This is a genomic window from Marinobacterium arenosum (assembly GCF_019795155.1).
GTDB lineage: Bacteria > Pseudomonadota > Gammaproteobacteria > Pseudomonadales > Balneatricaceae > Marinobacterium_C > Marinobacterium_C arenosum.
This window is the reverse complement of record NZ_JAILYN010000010.1, coordinates 79729-98574: the sequence shown is the minus strand read 5'-3', so window position 1 is coordinate 98574 and position 18846 is coordinate 79729. Positions and strand designations below refer to the sequence as shown.

Here is an 18846-nt window from a genome sequence, read left to right as displayed (position 1 = left end):
AAACGCGAGAGATGGCATCCACTGCCTGACTGAAATGCATAAAAAAATCCGGAACCCTTAACATGGATTCCGGATTTTCTCTTGCCTGATCAGCAAGTTAAAGAGCTTAACTGATCGGCATTACGCCCAGGCGCCCTTTATTTTCGGTTCTTCGCGGATTAGCGGGAAACATCCACATCAGGTGACGATCGCCGCGTGGGCACAACAAACGTGCCCACCCTACAAGTCTTGCCTATTGCCGGGTAAGCCGGGCGAAACAGCAAAACCGCCCCACCCTGTCGATCAGCCCTCGTCAGGCTGGTCCGCCTGGCTACGCAGCACGAACTTCTGGATCTTGCCGGTCGAGGTTTTCGGCAGTTCGCCGAACACGACGTGTTTCGGTGCCTTGAAGCGGGCCATGTTGTCGCGGCAGAACTGGATGATCGCCTGCTCATCCACGCTTGAGCCCGGTTTCAACTTGATAAAGGCACAGGGCACCTCGCCCCATTTGTCATCCTGTTTGGCGACCACCGCCGCCTCCATCACCTCCGGATGGCGGTAGAGCACGTCCTCCACCTCGATGCTGGAGATGTTCTCGCCGCCGGAAATGATGATATCCTTGGAGCGATCCTTGATCTCGATGTAACCGTCTTCGTGCCATACCGCCAGGTCGCCGGAGTGGAACCAACCGCCCTCGAACGATTCGTCGGTGGTGGACGGGTTCTTCAGGTAGCCCTTCATCACCAGGTTGCCGCGCATGAAGATCTCACCCATCGTCTGACCATCCTGCGGCACCGGCTCCAGGGTCTTCGGATTGGCCACCATCAGCCCCTCCAGCATCGGCGCCCGCACCCCCTGGCGCGCCTTCAACCGGGCACGCTGCTCCAGCGGCTGCTCATCCCACTCCTCGTGCCAAGCACAGACCACCGACGGTCCGTAGGTTTCGGTCAGGCCATAGACATGGGTCACCGAGAAGCCCATCGCTTCCATCCCCTGAATCACCGCCGCCGGCGGTGCCGCACCGGCGGTCATCACCTTGACCTGATGCTCGATACCGGCTTTCATCTCGTCCGGTGCATTGTTCAACATATTCAGTACGATCGGTGCGCCGCAGAAGTGGTTGACCCGCTCGGACTTGATCAGGTTATAGATATCCTCGTCGCGAACATGACGCAGGCATACGCTGACCCCGGCTGCCGCGGCGATACTCCAGGGGAAACACCAGCCATTGCAGTGGAACATCGGCAATGTCCACAGGTAAACCGGGTGCTGGCCCATATCCCAGGAGACGATGTTGCTCATCGCATTCAGGTACGCCCCCCGGTGATGGTAGACCACCCCTTTCGGGTTGCCGGTGGTGCCGGAGGTGTAGTTCAGGGTGATCGCATCCCACTCGTCGGCCGGCGGCTGCCAGTCGAAATCGGCCGAGCCCTGCGCAATAAAGGCCTCGTAATCCAGCGCGCCGATCAGTTCACCGCCCTGATAGCTCGGGTCGTCGATATCGACCACCAGCGGCTTGTGCGGCAGCATTTTCAGCGCCCGGCCAACCACCTCGGAAAACTCCCGGTCAACGATCACCACCTTGCTTTCGGCATGCTGCAGGATAAAGGCGATCGCCTCGGCATCGAGCCGGATGTTGATTGCGTTCAGCACCGCCCCGGCCATCGGCACCCCGAAGTGGGCTTCAAACACCTCCGGCAGATTGGGGGCGATCACCGAGACCGTCTCACCCTGACCGACGCCGTTGGCCTGCAGTGCGCTGGCCAGCCGACGGCAACGGGCATAGGTTTCCGCCCAGCTGCGACGGAGATCGTTGTGAACGACAGCGGTACGCCCAGGGTAGACCGCCGCGCTGCGGGCGATGAAACTCAGCGGGGTCAGTGCCGCGAAATTGGCCTCATTCCGGTCCAATCCCAGCGCATAGGGGCTGTGGTGTGCTGAACTCATGTTGTTATTCCTTTGCTGGATTGTTGTTGACCTGCGCGGACTCCAGGGACTCATTCGCAGACTCCCTAAGGAACCTGTGAACAAGTCCCTTGGGCCTCTGGCTGTCGGAGCGATCAGAGATCAAGGCAACGATTACAGGCGTACTGGTTGTCCGTCGAAAATCGTTAACGCAGAGCTCTGATTGCTCCGACAGCCCCGGAGGGCGGGTTCTAGAACGGCCATCTGCTTTGTCAGGCAGCTTGGAAAGGACGCGTCATTCCGCTGCGCTGCCTTTCGTGCATCTGACCGTTCTAGAGCCCGCAGAGAACATAAGGGACTTATTCACAGGTTCCCTAAGCTCCGACAAAACCTATACTAAGTATTTCCCCTTATTAAACAACCTAGCCTAAAGTCATAAGATGACATGGAACAAACAACAGGATGGGTTTTCCCTTAGCCAGTTCCGGACCCTCCACAACAGTGCGCCCTGGATAATCCATCACTGAACAATAACAAACCCGACGTACCCGGCTCAGCCGGTGCCCGACAGGCACATATCATGAATCAAGACGTTAACAGCGAACTGCAACGTTGCCGCGAGGAGGCCGACCGCTACCGGCTGCTGGCCGAGCAGTCCACCGATATGATCTCGCGCCATACCGCCACCCCCGAATGGACCTACATCGACGTCAACCCGGCAGTCGAACGGGTATTGGGCTACAGCGTCGACGAGATCATCGGCACCCCCGGCTACGACCTGTTCCACCCGGAAGACGCCGATAACCTGGTCAAGCGGGCCAAGTCGGTGCGCTACCGGCACGGCATGTACACCAACGTCTATCGCTACCGCCACCGTAACGGCCACTATATCTGGCTGGAAACCACCAGCCGCACGATCCGCGACGAGCACGGCGAGCCGGTCGAGATCATCTGCGTATCGCGCGACGTCACCGAACGCGAACTGGCCCAGCAGGCCACCCGCCGACTGGCCCGGGTGGTGGAAGCTTCCTCGGACATGATCATGTTCTGCAAGCACGAAACATTGCAGCTGACCTACATGAACGAAGCCGCCTATATCACCCTGGGCACCGAGAAGGAGAACCCGGTGGTGTTCTACCTCGACCAGTTGTTCGACGAGGAACTGCTGGCCTCGCTGGTGCGGCCGGCGCTGAGTCACGCCGCCGATCACGGCACCTGGTACGGCAGCATCCCGCTGCAGATCCCCACCAATCCGAAGCGGACCGCCGAGGTACGCGAGATCATCGCCCACCGCAACCGTACCGAAAACATGAAGGTTGAGTACTACTCGATCATCGGCCGCGATATCACCCTCAAGCGCAAGGCCGAAGAGGAGGCCAAACGGCACCAGCTGGAGATGGCCCATATGTCGCGCCTGCTGTCGGTCGGTGAGATGGCCACCGGGCTGGCGCACGAGATCAACCAGCCGCTGGCGGCGATCCTCAACTACTGCCGCGGCACCCAGCGCCGGCTGGACGAGGGGCTGACCGATATCGACACCGTCGCCAACTCGATGCTGCTGATCACCCGCCAGGCCAAGCGGGCAGCCGAGATCGTGCGGCGGATGCGCAGCTTCGTGAAGAAAACCGAGTTCCAGCGGATCGAGTTCCCGGTCAACGAGGCCTGCCGCGAGGTCAGCCGGTTCCTGTACCAGGAGGCGATCGACCACAATATCAGCTTCGAATTCATGCTCGACGAGAGCGATCCCAAGCTGCTGGCCGACAAGATCCAGATCGAGCAGGTATTGCTCAACCTGATGCGAAATGCCATCGAAGCGTATAGCGATTGTGATAAACGCTACCGTCCAGTTATCATTTCGTCCCGCAACGCCGGCGGATATATCCATATCTCCGTCGAAGATGAAGCAAAAGGCATCAACCGGGAGGAACTGGCCAAACTGTTCGAGCCGTTCTACACCTCCAAATCGACCGGCCTCGGTATGGGATTGGCGATTTCGCGGACCATTATCGAAACCCATGGCGGCCAGCTATGGGCGGAAAGCGACGGCAAGACCGGTACCCAGTTCCATCTGAAACTGCCGCTAAAAGATAAGTAAAAAGGATCAATCAAGGTGCAAAATCCGTCAGGAACCGTCTTCATCGTGGATGACGATGACGATTTTCGTGACTCCATGCAGTGGCTGCTGGAGTCCGACGACCTGAACGTGGTCGGCTTCAGCTCCGCCCATGAATTTCTCGACCGCTACCGGGGCGAAGTCGGTTGCATGCTGCTGGATGTGCGGATGCCGGAGATCAACGGCCTGGCGCTGCAGCAGATCATGAACGAGCGCGGCATCCAACTGCCGATCATCGTGATCTCCGGCCACGGCGATATTCCGATGGCGGTCAGCGCCATGAAGAACGGCGCGCTGGACTTCATCGAAAAGCCGTTCGACGACGAAGTCTTGCTGCGGCTGGTGCGGCAGGGGCTGGAGCGGGCTCGCTCGATGCACGGCGAACAGCAGGAGCTGCAAAGCATCCTGGATTGCTACGACTCCCTCAGCCGGCGCGAAAAAGAGGTGATGACGCTGGTGGTATCCGGCAAGGCCAATCGCGAGATCGCCGAGGAGCTGGGTATCAGCCCGAAAACGGTGGAAGTGCACCGCTCCCGGGTAATGAGCAAGATGCGCGCCGACAGCCTGCCGGAACTGGTCCACAAGGCGACCCGGCTCGACTGATCAACCTGGCAGCCTGTCGGGCTTGACCGATCGTAGCGAGGGAAAGCGGGATTGAGGCAGATTTTTCGAACGATTGAGGCGAATAGCGAGCTATTTAACGAAATCGTTCGGAAAAGATGACCAATATCCGTTTTTCCGCAGTGGATTAGTGTTAAGTCCGACAGGCTGCTAGCTCAGCCCAGCAGGTTCTGCTGAGCCAGGAAGGTTTCGATCGCGTCCAGCGTGGCCGCTTCGGCCTCCAGGTGCGGGATATGGCCGCAGCCGGGCAGAAACAGTCCGCTCGCTGTCACGCCGATGCCGCTGCAGATATCGTCGACCTGCTTTGGCAGGCCGTATTGATCGTCGCTGCCCTGCATGATCAACGCCGGGCAGCGAATCCGGCCCAGCCAGGATTCCAGCCTCAGCGCTTGCTGAAAGCTGTCGCGCAGCCAGGTTTCGTGCCAGGCACGGAACAGCAGATCGGTACGCTCACCGTGATAGCGCGCCAGCCGCTGCGGCAGGTCGCTGTTGTGGTAGCGCGCCCCCGTCTCGACGATGCCGGCAATGCACAGCTCGTCGACGTAGATATGCGCCGCCATGGTGATCAGGCCGGCCACGGAGGGCAGCTGCTGAGCGGCACCGACCAGTGCCACCGAACCGCCGTCACTGTGACCGATCAGCACCACCCGCTCCAGGCCCGCCGCTGCCAGCACCTGCGGCAGCCAGTCACGGCCCTCCTCGACCAGGTAATCGTCCGGCCGCGGCAAGTTGATCGGCGACGAACGGCCGTAGCCACGCCGCTCGTAGATAAAAACGTTGCAACCGGTGCGCTCCGCCAACCGCTGCGGAAACTGCTTCCACATCGCGATGCAGCCGAGCGCCTCGTGCAACAGCACCAGCGTCGGTTTCGATTCGCCACCGGGCTGCTCACCGAACCGGCAGCCGATCTCGGTGCCATCGTCCAGCAGCAGTCGTTCGTCACGCCAATGGATACTCATCAACGCGCCCCCGGTTCCGGGATCGAATAGGTCAGCGTGGCATGGGCCACCGGGTCATCCTCCGCCCCTTCCGAGAACAGGTAGACCTCGCCGACACCCAGCCGCTTACCGACCTTCAGCATCTTGGCCCGCGCCAGCAGATCGGCATCCGGTCGCGGCCGGCGCAGGAAATTGATATTCAGATTGGTGGTCACCGCCAGCGGCACCGGACCAATTTTGCTGAGCAGCGCCGCATAGAGCGCCACGTCTGCGAGCCCCATCATCGCCGGGCCCGACACCGTACCGCCGGGCCGCAGATGCTGGTCATCGACCGGCAGTTTCATCAGCGCCCAACCGTCACCCAGCTGCAACAGCTCGCCATACTGCTCGCCCTGCGGAAAATGCTCCGTCAGGAAGCCCTGCATCGCTTCGAAGTCCATCACTTCCCTCCTCGCTCCACATCGACCACCGCCAGGGTCACCGTTGCCTTGGCCACCAGTTGCCGTTGCGCCTGCTGAGCGTACACCTCCGCTTCAGCGACGATCAACGTACGGCCCGGCTTCAATACCGTCGCCTCGCAACAGAGCAAGCGCCCCTGCGCGGCACGCAGCAGGTTGATCTTGAACTCGGCGGTCAGCACCCGCTTGCCGGCCGGAATCAACGTCGCCGCAGCGGTGCCGGCGGTATGATCGGCCAGGGTGGCCTGCACGCCGGCGTGAATGAAGCCATCCTGCTGCTGATGATGCGGGTCGATCTGGATCCGGCTGCGGCAGTAGCCGGGCGCGAACTCGACCAGTTCGGCACCCAGCGACTGGATGAATGGTGCACCGGAAAAAACCCGGCGCACCTCCGTTTCATACTCGGGATTCAGCGTCTCCATCCGCTCGTCCCGCTCAGGAATCCGCTTCTTCGCGCGCTTTGTTGCGCAGGATGAAGCGTTGGATCTTGCCGCTCGGTGTCTTCGGCAGCTCCGGGACGAACTCGATCTCACGCGGGAAGGCGTGGGTCGACAGCCGTTCGCGCACCAGGGTTTTCAGCTCGGCGGCCAGCTCGTCGCTCGGGTCGAACTGCGACTTCAGCACCACGTAGGCCTTGATTACCGAGCCGCGCTCCGGGTCCGGCTTGCCGATCACGCCGGATTCGGCCACTGCTTCGTGCTCCAGCAGGGTACTTTCGACATCGGCCGGACCGACCCGATAACCGGCGGTGGTGATGATATCGTCATCACGGCCGGCGAAGGAGTAGCCGCCGTCGCCGTGGCTGATCACCACATCGCCGGTCAGGTAGTACTTGCCGTGGAACGGGTTCTTCTCGCCCCAGGTATAACCCTGGAAGAAGAACAGCGGCGAGTTATCGACATCCACCGCCAGCTGGCCGGTTTCGCCCTCACCCACCTCGTTGTAGTCGCCATCCAGCGCCACCACCCGATGACCCGGCATCGAGAAGCCCATCGAGCCTACCCGCACCACGCTCTGCTCCAGCTCGTGATGGTTGCAGGCGGTCATGCCGGTCTCGGTCTGGCCGTAGTGGTCCATCACCGGGCAGCCCAGTCGCTTGTCGACCCAGCTGATCACTTCCGGATTCAGCGGTTCACCAGCGGAGCTGGCCACCCGCAGATCGAACTTATCGCCGTCCGACAGGATGTCGTCATGGGCCATCAGCATCCGGTAAGCGGTCGGCGCCGCCGCCAGGTTGGTGATGTGGTACTTGCGCAGCATCATGTAGGTGGATTCCGGCGTGAAGCCGTGCTCGTTGAAGTGGGTGGTATTACCCAGCAGCAGCGGGCCGACCACCGCATAGTACAGGCCGTACGCCCAGCCCGGATCGGCGACGTTCCAGTAGGTGTCGTCCGGCCGCAGGCCGATCGCGTAACGCATGTAGACATAGAACGACAGCAAGGCACGGGCCGGCACCGCCACGCCTTTGGCCTTGCCGACGGTACCGGAGGTGAACATCTGCAGGAACGGTTCTTCAGCGCCGATCCGTACCGGCTCGAACTGGTCGGACTGCTTGGCCATCTCGGTTTCGAAATCCAGATCACCGGCGTACTTGGCGTCAGCCTGATCACGGTTGACCAGCAGCTTGGTCGGGCAATCCTTGACGTCATCCAGCTTCATGCGGTTGGCCGGATCGGTCAGCACCAGTTTGGTACCGGCGGTGCCCAGCCGGTATTCGATGGCGCCCGCACCGAAGGCGGTGAACAGCGGCTGGTAGACCGCACCGGCACGCAAGGTGCCGAGGATCACTACCAGTAATTCCGGGGTACGTGGCAGCAGCGCGGCGACCCGGTCGCCCTTGCCGATCCCCTGGCTGGTCAGGAAGTTGGCGAACTGGGCGGAACGACGCTTCAGCTCGGCAAAGGTATGGTCGGATGCCGCGCGCTCGACCCCTTCATAGCGCAGTGCCAGTCGGCTTTCATCTTCAGCCCAACGGTCGCAGATCTCCTCGCAGACATTGAAGCCCTGTTCGAGCGAGCCGAGCAGCTTCTGCTCGATCATGGCCGGCTCGAACTGATCGTAGAATTGCTGATAGTTCTGTGTCGTCATCGCTTGTTCTCTCATCCGTTATCGTTGTTATTCGTCTTGTTATTCGTGCTGTGCGCCGGTTCAACCGAACAGGCCCGCACTGCTAAATTCCGTTATTTCGGCCGCCGTATAGCCCAGCTGGCGCATCACTTCGTCGTTATGCTGCCCCAGCCTGGGAGCCGGTTCAGAGGGTTGTTCCTGCTGATCGGTAAAACGAATTGCACAGCCGATCTGGCGCTCACCACCGGCACCGGTGCCGATCAGCCCCCGCTGAACGAATTGCGGGTGCTGCGCCGCCTCACTGATCCCGAGCACCGGCTCGACGCAGGCGTCGACCTCGGCGAAACAACGGCACCAGTGATCGAAATCCTGCCGGGCGAACAGCTCGGCCAGCGCCGTTTTCAGTTCGGCATCATTCAGCACCGCCAGCTCCGGCTGGCCGAGCGCCTCGATCAGCCGCTGCCGGAAATGCGGTTCCAGGCTGCCCACCGCCATATAGCGGTTGTCGCGGGTTCGATAGAAGTCATAGAAACCACCGCCGTTGAGGAAATGGCTTTCGGCCTGCGGATCAGGCTCGCCGTTCAGTGCGCCCGGCGCCAGCAGCGCCTGCAGGGCGAAGGCATTGTCGGCCATCGAGATGTCGATCTGCCGCCCGCAGCCGGTGCGGCCACGTTCGATCACCGCCGCCAGGATGCCGATCACCGCCGGATGGGAGCCGGCCGCAACATCGGCCACCTGGATACCGAGCGGCGCGGGTCCCTCCGCCTTACGGCCCATATGGCTGGCGACACCGGACAGCGCCAGGAAGTTGATATCGTGTCCGGCCCGGTCACGGTAGGGCCCGCTCTGGCCGTAGCCGGTGATCGAGCAGTAGATCAGCTTCGGGTTGAGCTCGGCCAGGCTGTCGTAATCCAGCCCCAACCGCGCCATCACGCCGGGCCGGAACTGCTCGACCAGGATGTCGTACTCCGCCACCAGTCGCTGGATCACCGCTTTGGCGTCAGGATGCTTCAGATCCAGCGCCAGCGACCGCTTGCCGCGGTTCAGGTAACCGAAGGCAGCCGACTGGCCGTCGATCCGCGGTGTCATCTCTCGCACCAAATCAGGCCGCGACGGCGATTCGACCCGCAATACCTCGGCGCCCAGATCCGCCAGCAACAGGCTGGCGTAGGGCCCCGGCAGCAGGGTCGACAGATCGAGAACTTTCAGTCCGGCCAGTGGTTGCATATTCAGGTTCCCAATTAGACTCAACCGTGCTCGCGCAGGATTTCGCGGGCGATGATCAACCGCTGCACCTCGGAGGTACCCTCGTAGATCGAGGTAATTCGCACATCGCGGCTCATCCGCTCCAGCGGGTACTCGCGCATATAGCCGTAACCGCCGAGCATCTGCAGCGCGCTGTAGCAGGCCTGGTTGGCCTTCTCGCTGGCGAACAGCTTGGCCATCGACGCCTCCTTGGCGAACGGCAGGCCGCGATCCTTGCGATCGGCGGCACTCATCAGCAGCAAACGGGCCGCTTCCAGCTCGGTGCAGCGGTCGGCCAGCATCCACTGCAGGCCCTGGAAATCAGCCAGCGGCTTGCCGAACTGCTTGCGCTCCAGGATGTAACCGGTGGCGTAGTCCATCGCCGCCAAACCGATACCCAGCGCCAGTGAGCCGATACCGATCCGACCGCCGGCCAGTTCGGCCACCGCCAGCCGGAAGCCGTCATTGACCTGGCCCAGTACCGCGTCGTCCGGCACCTCGACATCCTCGAAATGCACCTCGTTGGTGGCCGAGCCGCACTGGCCCATCTTGTGCTCGGCCGGCGCCACGCTGATCCCGTTGGCATCGGCCGGCACCAGGAAGCAGGTGATCCCCTTGCCTTTCGGTGCCTCAGGGTCGCTCACCGCCCAGACCACGAAAACGCCGGCAAACTCGGCGCTGGTGATCCACTGCTTGGTGCCGTTGATCTTCCAGCCGCTGGCGGTCTTCTCGGCACGGGCGCGCATGGACGCCGGGTCGGAACCGGCGCCCGATTCGGTCAGGCAGAAGCTGCCGGCGGCATATTCGCCGCTGCAGATCTTCGGCAGGTACTGTTGCTTCTGCTGTTCGGTGCCCTTGGCCTGGATCACCTCGGCCACCATGTTGGTCACCGACATCGACACCGCGGTCGACGCGCAGGCTTTGGCAATTTCGGTAATGGCCAGGCTGAAGGAGACCGCACCGGCTTCGCTGCCGCCGTACTCACCATCGATATTCAGGCCCATGAAGCCCAGTTCCGCCAGCTTGCGGCAGTTCTCGATAACGATGCCGTGGTCGGCGTTGCGATCGACCTCGGCGGCGACCGGCGCCAGTTCGGTTTCCGCGAAACGTTTGGCGGTTTCCTGAATCAGGCTTTGTTCTTCGGTCAGGGACAGATCCATTAGGGAAACTCCGAATTAGGGTTTACCCCAATTTGTAACCGATTCGCCCCAACAGGTAAACCATAAATTACGTTGACGTTAACGTAATTATCTAAGCAATCCGTCTAATAGTCCGGCAACCGCCGGTCAATCAATTGATCAACCATGCCCGCTTCCGGCCCATGCAATATTCAGCAAATAATCAACTACCCAAGCCGCTGAACGCCCCTAAGGCACTGGATTATCGGCACTCGACAGGGCCCGGCGGCATGGCCCGAATCCTGCTACACCAGCTGTCACTTTAAGGAGCCAGTAAAGGGAAACTATCGGATGCAGCAACACAGCCGCCTTCAACAATCAGATCGCCAAGACAGCAACCAGACGCTGATCCTGGCCACCGAACCGGACGGCGCAATCCGCTACGCCAGCGAAGACTACTGCCGGCTTAGCGGCTACTCCGCCGACGAGCTGACCGTCCGCTCCGTCGACCAACTGCGTCATCAGGATATGCCCGATGGCCCGCATAAGGACCTGAGCCAGACCGTCGGAGCGGGCCACCCGTGGATGGGCATGCTGATGCAGCAGACTCGCGGCGGCCAGCCGCTGTGGCTGGACAGCTACGTAATCCCGATTCTCGACCAGGGCAAGGTGGTGGAGCTGCAATGGATCTTCCGCCTGCCGGACAGCGGCGCCCAGCAGCGTGCCGAGGCTATCTACCGGCTGCGAAACCAGGGCCGCACACCCCATCAACTGAAGGTGCCGCAGATCAGTCTGCCCGGCCGGCTTCAGCTGTGGTCGTTGCTGATGCTGCTGCCCTGGCTGGTAACCGGCGCCCTGATCTTGGGCTGGAGCGGAGTCGCCGCAGCAACGGTCAGCGGCCTGCTGACGCCGCTGGGCGTCCAGCTGATCTGCCGTCGTTTCAATCGACTGGTCGCACAGAGCCGGCAACTGGTCGACCATCCGATCAAGCAGCTGATCTACATCGGCAGCAACAACGATATCGGCCAACTGCAGCTGGCCCTGCGGATGCAGCAACTGCAACTGGACGCCATCCTGCGCCGTATCCAGGACACCTCCGGCGCGGTGTCCGGCAGCGCCAGCCGCTCGATGGCGGTGATGGAGGGCACCTGTACAGAGATTCAACGCCAGCAGAACGCACTGACCGAGATCGCCAGCGCAATCGAGCAGATGACCAGCAGCACCGCCGCTGTGGCCAACGATACCCACGCCGCCGCCATTGAAGCCAACCAGATGCAGCAGACGGCGCATGCCGGCTCGGATGTCATGGCGCAGGCGTTGACCAGCGTCGGCGAGATGGGCCAGGCGATGCAACAGATCGACCAGCGGCTGGTCAACCTGCAACGCAGCAGCAACGAGATCGGCGATATTCTCGACGTGATCAAGGGGATCGCCGAACAGACCAACCTGCTGGCGCTGAACGCCGCCATCGAGGCGGCCCGCGCCGGCGAAAACGGTCGCGGCTTCGCGGTGGTGGCCGACGAGGTGCGCCAACTGGCCAAACGCACCCAGACCTCCACCGAGGAGATCGGCCTCAAGATCGACAACCTGCGCCACGAAACCGGCCGGATAACCGAAGCGATGCAACGAGGCCGCGAGATCAGCGAACGCAGCATCGGCAGCATCAATCAGACCGGTGACAGCCTGCAAGGCATCGTCGCCGGCGTCGACCAGATCAGCGAGTTGGCGCTGCGTATCGCCAGCGCCGTCGAGCAACAGAGCGGCGCCACCCAGTCGATCAACCAGCAGATCCAATCGATCAGCACGGTGGCCGACCGGGTCGCCGAGATGGCCGGCGATACGCTGACTATCAACCGCCAGGCGGAACAGCTGGCACAGCGCCAACGCCGGATGGTCGAACGGCTGCTGCACTAAATTTTGACCTGCAACAGTTGCGGCCACGGGAGGAGACATTACAATGGGCGCCGTTTTCAGGTAGCGAGCCAGGGCGCAGATGGAGTAACGCCCGGCCGACCCACTGAAATCGCAGGATCGCGAGAAGCTGTCAGCAGGCTTCGTTCAGTATCCGGCGCCCATCTCTGATTGCTATGGCGCCAGGGTGTGCCCGCTACCCGCCTTTTAACGCTGCAGACTGTAGAATAACAATAATGAAGAAGATCCTGATCAGCGCATGCCTTGACGGCGAACCGGTACGTTATGACGGCCAGCACAGCCTGCTCGACCACCCCACCATCAAGCGGTGGCGCGCCGAGGGACGACTGCTGGCGATCTGCCCGGAGATGGCGGGCGGCCTGTCGATCCCACGCAACCCGGCCGAGACCCAATCCCAGTTCCCGATCCTGATCACCACCTCCGACGGTACCGATGTGACGCCGGAATTTCTGCTCGGTGCCGAACGAACCCTCGAATACGCCCTCGGCAATGATGTATGCTGCGCGCTGATGAAGGCCAAAAGCCCGTCCTGCGGCAACGACCGCGTCTACGACGGCAGCTTCAACAAGCAACTGCGGCCCGGCAGCGGTCTGGCCGCCGGCGAGCTGATCCGTGCCGGCATACCGGTCTTCAACGAAACCCAGCTGGATGCGCTGTTCAAATTCGTCGAGCAGCAGGACGCCGACCTCCAGGAGGCCGCCGCCGGCTGAGCCCTGCAAACCACTGCTAGCCGAGATTTCCGATGGAACAGGAACTGGAAACCGTCGCCCGCCTGTACAGGCTGATCACCGAATTTTTCGTCAACTACAGCTTTCAGGTGATCGGCGCGATCATCATCTTCCTGCTCGGCCTGATCGTCGCCCGCTGGATGAACAACCTGACGCTGCGCATCTGTCAGCGCAACCAGATCGACATCACCCTCAGCATGTTCATCGCCAACTGCGTGCGGCTGCTGGTGATCGCCATGGTGCTGGTGATCTGCCTCGGCAAGTTCGGTATCAGCATCGCCCCCTTCGTCGCCGCCATCGGTGCAGTCTCACTGAGCGTGGGGTTGGCGTTGCAGGGGGTGTTCTCCAACTACGGCGCCGGTTTCACCATCGTGTTGACCCGCCCGTTCGTGATCGGCAACACCATCAGCATCAACGGCCTGACCGGGGTGGTCGACGAGATCCGGCTGGCCTACACGGTGCTGTCCAGCGAGGACGGCGAGCGGATCACCATCCCAAACAAGCATATCGTCGGCGAGGTGATCACCAACTCGTTCCAATACAAGGTGGTCGAAGCCAGCATCGGTATCAGCTACAGCGCCGACCCGCAGTTGGCGATCGAGCTGGTCCGCCAGGTACTGGCCAATACCCCCGAGGTGGCCAGCGAGCCGTTGCCGCAGATCGGCATCGAGGGCTTCGGTGACTCCTCGGTCAATATCGGCTACCGCTACTGGCTGCCGACCCAGCGCTATTTCGAGCTGCAATACCAGGTCAACGGCGCCGTCTATCAGGCATTCCGCGGCCAGGGGGTGGAGATTCCGTTCCCGCAGCGTGAAGTTACCCTGAAGCAGGCCGGCTAAGCGTCCGCAAAGGACGCATTTCGGCAGTTGCCACACTTGTCCGGCGCCATGGCCGCGCCTAGAATGTGTGGTTTTCGTAATTCCATTGATGGGACCCCGGATCTATGCGAGCGAGCCAATTCCTGATTTCCACCCTGAAAGAGACCCCGTCCGACGCGGAAGTGATCAGCCACCAGCTGATGTTGCGTGCCGGCATGATCCGCAAACTGGCCGCCGGCCTGTACACCTGGCTGCCGATGGGCCTGCGCACCCTGCGCAAGGCCGAACGCATCGTCCGTGAAGAGATGGACAAATCCGGGGCCCAGGAAGTCCTGATGCCGGCGGTGCAGCCGGCCGAACTGTGGCAGGAATCCGGCCGCTGGGAGCAATACGGCCCCGAACTGCTGCGCATGCACGATCGCCACGACCGCGAATTCTGCGTTGGCCCGACCCATGAAGAGGTGATCACCGACCTGATCCGCCGCGAGGTAAAAAGCTACAAGCAGCTGCCAGCCAACTTCTACCAGATCCAGACCAAGTTCCGCGATGAGATCCGGCCGCGCTTCGGCGTGATGCGCTCGCGCGAGTTCATCATGAAGGACGCCTACTCCTTCCACATAGGCCAGGAGTCTCTGCAGGCGACCTATGATGTCATGCATCAGACCTACACCAGCATCTTTACCCGAATGGGGCTGGATTTCCGGTCGGTAATCGCCGACTCCGGCTCGATCGGCGGCGCCACTTCCCAGGAGTTCCACGTACTGGCCTCCTCGGGCGAAGATGATATCGCCTTCTCCGACCAAAGCGATTACGCCGCCAATGTCGAGATGGCGGAAGCGCTGGCTCCGGCCGGCGAGCGCCCGGCGCCGAGCCAGGAGATGACCCTGGTCGATACGCCGAACGCCAAAACCATCGCCGCGCTGGTTGAGCAGTTCAAGCTGCCGATCGAGAAAACCGTCAAGACCCTGTTCGTGCGCGCCTCCGAAGAGTGCGAGGCTGATTTCGTCGCCCTGCTGGTACGCGGCGACCACGAACTGAACGAGATCAAGGCGGAGAAACTGCCGGAAGTGGCCGAGCCGCTGACCATGGCGACCGAAGATGAGATTCGCGCGCTGATCGGCGCCGGCCCCGGCTCTCTTGGCCCGGTCAATCTGCCGATCCCGTGCATCATCGACCGTACCGTCGAGAAGATGTCCGACTTCGGCGCCGGCGCCAACATCGAAGGCAAGCATTACTTCGGCATCAACTGGGAGCGCGACGTTGCCACCCCGAAAGTGGCCGACCTGCGCAGCGTAAAAGATGGCGATCCGAGCCCGTGCGGCAAGGGTACCCTGAGCATCAAGCGCGGTATCGAAGTGGGCCACATCTTCCAACTGGGCCAGAAATACTCCCAAGCGATGAATGCCACCGTGCTGGACGAGAACGGCAAGAGCGTGGTGATGGATATGGGCTGCTACGGCATCGGTGTCACCCGCGTAGTGGCCGCATCCATCGAGCAGAACCACGACGAGCGCGGCATCATCTGGCCGGAGGCGCTGGCGCCGTTCACCGTCGCCCTGGTACCGCTGAACTACGAGAAATTCGACGAAGTACGCGCGCTATCCGACAAACTGTACGCCGAACTGACCGCCGCCGGCATCGACGTGCTGCTGGACGACCGCAAGGAACGTCCGGGAGTCAAGTTCGCCGATATGGAACTGATCGGCATTCCCCACCGAGTGGTGATCTCCGACCGCGGCATCCAGGCTGGCTCTCTGGAGTACAAGGGCCGTCGTGACGAAGACAAGACCGAAGTGGCGATCGACCAGATCATCGACTTCGTCAAGGGCAAGCTGACCAACTAAACCGCATGCTTCCACGTTCTAACAACAAGGGCCTGTCAGCGACAGGCCCTTTTTTATGGATTTTTTATGGATCATCGCGCTTTAGAGGGAAGAGCCTCGAACCAGTTGCTTAAGCGTTATAGCGCCCTGATTCAGGTGACAAACAGCCCGCTGCCACACAGAGGAACTGCGAGCGGTAAGTTTCAAGCGGCAAAAGGCCGCGGATTCAGCCGTAGCAGCCCGCTCCGCGGGCGACAGGCGGCGGACTACACCGACCCGTCGCGGTCGGAGCCCGCTGCTACAGGGGAGCGCTTGGAAAGTTAAGCGTCGGCGCCTGTGGGCGCTGGCGGCCTTCTCCTCCAGCTGGCTGCAGTATACCAATCGTGGCGGCCTGGTGGTTCTGATCGGCGCAGCTACCCGAATGATCGATGCCGCCTGCAAGCTGTGGCTGATCCCCCTGTACGGTATGAACGGTGCAGCACTGGCGACACCGATCGCGATGGGCTTCGCGGCGCTGGTTACCGGCCTTGCGCTCCACCGACATCTGACTGCTGCAAACCGTACCGCCCAGCCACAAGCCAACTGAAGTCAGCCCGACAATCACCGCCCCGGTCACTTGAGCACCGAGTATTGCGGTCTATCACCCGACCTCAAAAGTTCCTACTGCCCGATTAGATAAGCACCCGGGCCAACCAGACTCTCAAGGCTCCGTCGTTTCCAGCTGCTGTGACAGGTCATCCGCCAGGGTACTGTCAAAAACAAAGTATGCGTTCTTGCCAAGGCTCTTGGCCCGGTACATCGCCACATCCGCATTGTGCAGCAATGCCCCGGCAGAACGACCGCCTTCGGGCGAAACCGCAACACCGATACTGGCCGTCACGTAAAAATTCCGCTGCGCCAGCCTGAAAGGGCTGGCAAAAACAGCCTGCACTTTTGCAGCAATCACTTCAGCATCGTGCGCGCGATGCAAAAAGCCGGTGGTAATAATAAATTCATCACCGCCCAGGCGTACCACCTGGTCTTCCTCACGAACCACTTTTCGCAGCCGCTCCGCCACTTCGCGCAGCAAGTGATCGCCCGTCGCGTGCCCGAAGGTATCGTTGACCTCCTTAAAGTTATCCAGATCGACAAACAGCACTGCCAACATGGATCTCTTATCAGCGGCACGATGCAGCATCGCGTTCAAATGGCCCGTTCCGTTAACCCGGTTGGGTAGCGCCGTCAACGCATCATGACTGGCACTATGACGTAATGCCTCCGCTTGCCGGTTCAGCCGCTTAATCATGCCGTTGGCACTGCGTGCCAGGCGCTTGAACTCCTCGAAATGGACGTTGTGTTCATCGATGCAGATACCGTTGTCCACGGCGCTATCGAAAGAGGACTGGAACAGGCGGAAGTTCCCGGCCAATTTGCGGCCGATAAAATAGGCCAGCAGACCGATCAGCAGAAAGGCCAGCAACAACACGGCGACGGCCGCACGTACCCGCTCGTGGACCCGCTGCTGGAGAGCGGCATCACGGCGTGCGATCTCCTCGGTAATGGTGTCCAGATAGGCCCCTGTGCCGATAAATATCTGCCACTCGTCCATGCCGATCACAAAAGCGATCTTTTCCGCCGTTTCGCCGTTTAGCTTGTTCCAGAAATAGCGGTTGTAGCCCCCTCCCAGCTGCGTACGGGCGATACGTGCGTTCTCCTGCACCACCTTCTCACCGCGCGCGTCCTCGACGTGCCAGATATTTTTGCTACCGCCAAAATACTGGCCGTTGGTCAGGTACAGATCTCCCTGATAGGAGTTGATGAAGAAGTAACCTTCGTTGTTGGCGCCATAGGATACCTGGGCAATATCCCGGAAGATCTTCTCACGCATCTTTTTTTCGAAGGATTCAAGATAATCGCCGCTACCAATGATCCAACCGTACGGCTCGAAGAGTTTGACGTAGCTGTACTTCTTATGGCGACGATCGCCGCCATCGGGGCGGGGCCACTCATAATGGATAAACCCCTCCCCCCGCTGCTGCACCAGCCGCCACATCTCATCAAACAGGCTCAACCCGTCGTCGCCAAAGGACTCAACGATAGGACGGCCCTCTGTCGCAGGGTTCGGCGGATACAGCACGCCGACACCGTCCAGCGAATCGATAAAGTAGTAGCTGCGCTCGGCGCTGAGGCGGTGGTAGCGAAGTGCATCGATGATACGCTGCTGGATCTCCCCGTCCGCCAGCTGGCCCCGGTACTGACGATAGATCCCCATGGCTATTTCATAAGCATCGGATACCCGTCGCTGCAGCTGTGCCTCCAACTCCCCCTCCGCCGATACTTTCTGGCGGAGCAGATGATCGCGCACGCGCAGTACCTCGGCGCGCATCAACCATTTCTGTTCCTGATGATATTCCTCGGCAAGCCGCTGGTTATCCCGGGCCAGCGTCTCGTACTCGCTCTCTATCCAGAGAAAACCCACCACGCCGATTGTCAGCGTGACCGCCACAACGACCTTGAGTATCAACGTTGTTATTATGCTTCTCGGGAACAAACTTCACTCTTCCTGACTTACAACATCGGGCAGGCGTCCGCTACTGATACTGACAGCCCCACACCCAAGTTCGGCTTTACGGCTCTATCGGATTCGCACTCATCGGACGGCGGCAGAACGGATGGCAAGACGCAGCCCTAAAACCTTACTCGGAACAGGTGTTCAATAACGCAGCCGATGCCCGACTACCAGTACCATACCAAGGTGTCATTTACTAGCGAGGCGGGGCTGAACAGAGGCAGGCGAAGGCAGAGTAAGCAGTCCAGAGAGACCGAATCAACGACCAGCGAGTCGGCCAGATTGAAGGACGAAAAGACAATTGACGTCGAGCTATATTGGCTGAGTAGTCATTCCTGCTATACAGATTCACTACCTTGACTGAACCTGCAAACAAGAGGGGCGACATGGACTTAGGAGCATATCTGATCCTGCTGGTATTCATCGGACCGGGCCTGATCATCATGGCCTCGGGGCATCCTATTATAGGAATACTGGCGATCGCCTCATCACCGGCAACGGTGCTCAGCGGCCCACTGGGAGCCATTGGGCTGTGGTCCGTAGCTATGATTCT

At 61.0% G+C, this 18846-nt stretch carries 15 protein-coding genes; 7 read left to right on the top strand and 8 right to left on the bottom strand.

Annotated features, from left to right (window positions below):
- Nucleotides 1-282: 282 nt before the first annotated feature.
- Nucleotides 283-1926, bottom strand: a complete 1644-nt coding sequence (locus K6T12_RS06965; protein ID WP_222220836.1) for an acyl-CoA synthetase — start codon at nucleotides 1924-1926, stop codon at nucleotides 283-285.
- Between the two features lie 538 nt (nucleotides 1927-2464).
- On the opposite strand from K6T12_RS06965, the gene K6T12_RS06960 reads away from it, so the two are divergent.
- Entirely contained in the window at nucleotides 2465-3979 is a 1515-nt protein-coding gene (locus tag K6T12_RS06960; RefSeq protein ID WP_222220834.1) for a PAS domain-containing sensor histidine kinase, read from the top strand.
- A gap of 15 nt (nucleotides 3980-3994) precedes the next feature.
- Nucleotides 3995-4600 (top strand): response regulator transcription factor, encoded by a 606-nt coding sequence (locus tag K6T12_RS06955; RefSeq protein WP_222220832.1) that lies wholly within the window; start codon nucleotides 3995-3997, stop codon nucleotides 4598-4600.
- 173 nt (nucleotides 4601-4773) lie between these two features.
- On the opposite strand, the gene K6T12_RS06950 is transcribed toward K6T12_RS06955, so the two are convergent.
- The 6 genes from K6T12_RS06950 to K6T12_RS06925 are packed head-to-tail and all read right to left on the bottom strand — an operon-like array spanning nucleotide 4774 to nucleotide 10486.
- A complete protein-coding gene (locus K6T12_RS06950) occupies nucleotides 4774-5577 on the bottom strand; it encodes an alpha/beta fold hydrolase (protein WP_222220830.1) in 804 nt (267 codons plus the stop codon).
- A complete protein-coding gene (locus K6T12_RS06945) occupies nucleotides 5577-5996 on the bottom strand; it encodes a PaaI family thioesterase (RefSeq protein ID WP_222220829.1) in 420 nt (139 codons plus the stop codon). Before K6T12_RS06945 ends, K6T12_RS06950 begins: the two co-directional genes overlap by 1 nt.
- Nucleotides 5996-6436 carry a PaaI family thioesterase gene (locus K6T12_RS06940; protein ID WP_222220827.1) on the bottom strand — a complete coding sequence of 147 codons (441 nt, stop codon included), beginning with the start codon at nucleotides 6434-6436 and terminating at the stop codon, nucleotides 5996-5998. The genes K6T12_RS06945 and K6T12_RS06940 overlap by 1 nt, the downstream gene beginning before the upstream one ends.
- A gap of 13 nt (nucleotides 6437-6449) precedes the next feature.
- Nucleotides 6450-8102 (bottom strand): AMP-binding protein, encoded by a 1653-nt coding sequence (locus tag K6T12_RS06935; RefSeq protein WP_222220825.1) that lies wholly within the window; start codon nucleotides 8100-8102, stop codon nucleotides 6450-6452.
- A 60-nt stretch (nucleotides 8103-8162) separates the two neighbouring features.
- Nucleotides 8163-9308, bottom strand: coding sequence for a CaiB/BaiF CoA transferase family protein (locus tag K6T12_RS06930; protein ID WP_222220823.1), 1146 nt, complete (start codon nucleotides 9306-9308; stop codon nucleotides 8163-8165).
- Between the two features lie 20 nt (nucleotides 9309-9328).
- Entirely contained in the window at nucleotides 9329-10486 is a 1158-nt protein-coding gene (locus K6T12_RS06925; protein ID WP_222220821.1) for an acyl-CoA dehydrogenase family protein, read from the bottom strand.
- A 309-nt stretch (nucleotides 10487-10795) separates the two neighbouring features.
- Here K6T12_RS06925 and K6T12_RS06920 point away from each other — a divergent pair, with 309 nt between their 5' ends.
- The 5 genes from K6T12_RS06920 (at nucleotide 10796) to K6T12_RS21920 (ending at nucleotide 16331) form a co-directional block, all read left to right on the top strand.
- The gene (locus K6T12_RS06920; protein ID WP_222220819.1) at nucleotides 10796-12358 is read left to right on the top strand and encodes a methyl-accepting chemotaxis protein; all 1563 of its coding nucleotides are present in this window, start codon (nucleotides 10796-10798) and stop codon (nucleotides 12356-12358) included.
- A 233-nt stretch (nucleotides 12359-12591) separates the two neighbouring features.
- Entirely contained in the window at nucleotides 12592-13086 is a 495-nt protein-coding gene (locus K6T12_RS06915) for a DUF523 domain-containing protein (protein WP_222220817.1), read from the top strand.
- Between the two features lie 32 nt (nucleotides 13087-13118).
- Nucleotides 13119-13943, top strand: a complete 825-nt coding sequence (locus K6T12_RS06910) for a mechanosensitive ion channel family protein (protein WP_222220815.1) — start codon at nucleotides 13119-13121, stop codon at nucleotides 13941-13943.
- A gap of 104 nt (nucleotides 13944-14047) precedes the next feature.
- The gene (locus tag K6T12_RS06905) at nucleotides 14048-15766 is read left to right on the top strand and encodes a proline--tRNA ligase (protein WP_222220813.1); all 1719 of its coding nucleotides are present in this window, start codon (nucleotides 14048-14050) and stop codon (nucleotides 15764-15766) included.
- A gap of 400 nt (nucleotides 15767-16166) precedes the next feature.
- Nucleotides 16167-16331: a hypothetical protein gene (locus K6T12_RS21920; protein WP_449288529.1), complete on the top strand. Its 165-nt coding sequence runs from the start codon at nucleotides 16167-16169 to the stop codon at nucleotides 16329-16331.
- Nucleotides 16332-16445: 114 nt separating this feature from the next.
- On the opposite strand, the gene K6T12_RS06895 is transcribed toward K6T12_RS21920, so the two are convergent.
- The gene (locus K6T12_RS06895) at nucleotides 16446-18248 is read right to left on the bottom strand and encodes a sensor domain-containing diguanylate cyclase (RefSeq protein WP_222220811.1); all 1803 of its coding nucleotides are present in this window, start codon (nucleotides 18246-18248) and stop codon (nucleotides 16446-16448) included.
- Nucleotides 18249-18846 lie beyond the last annotated feature (598 nt).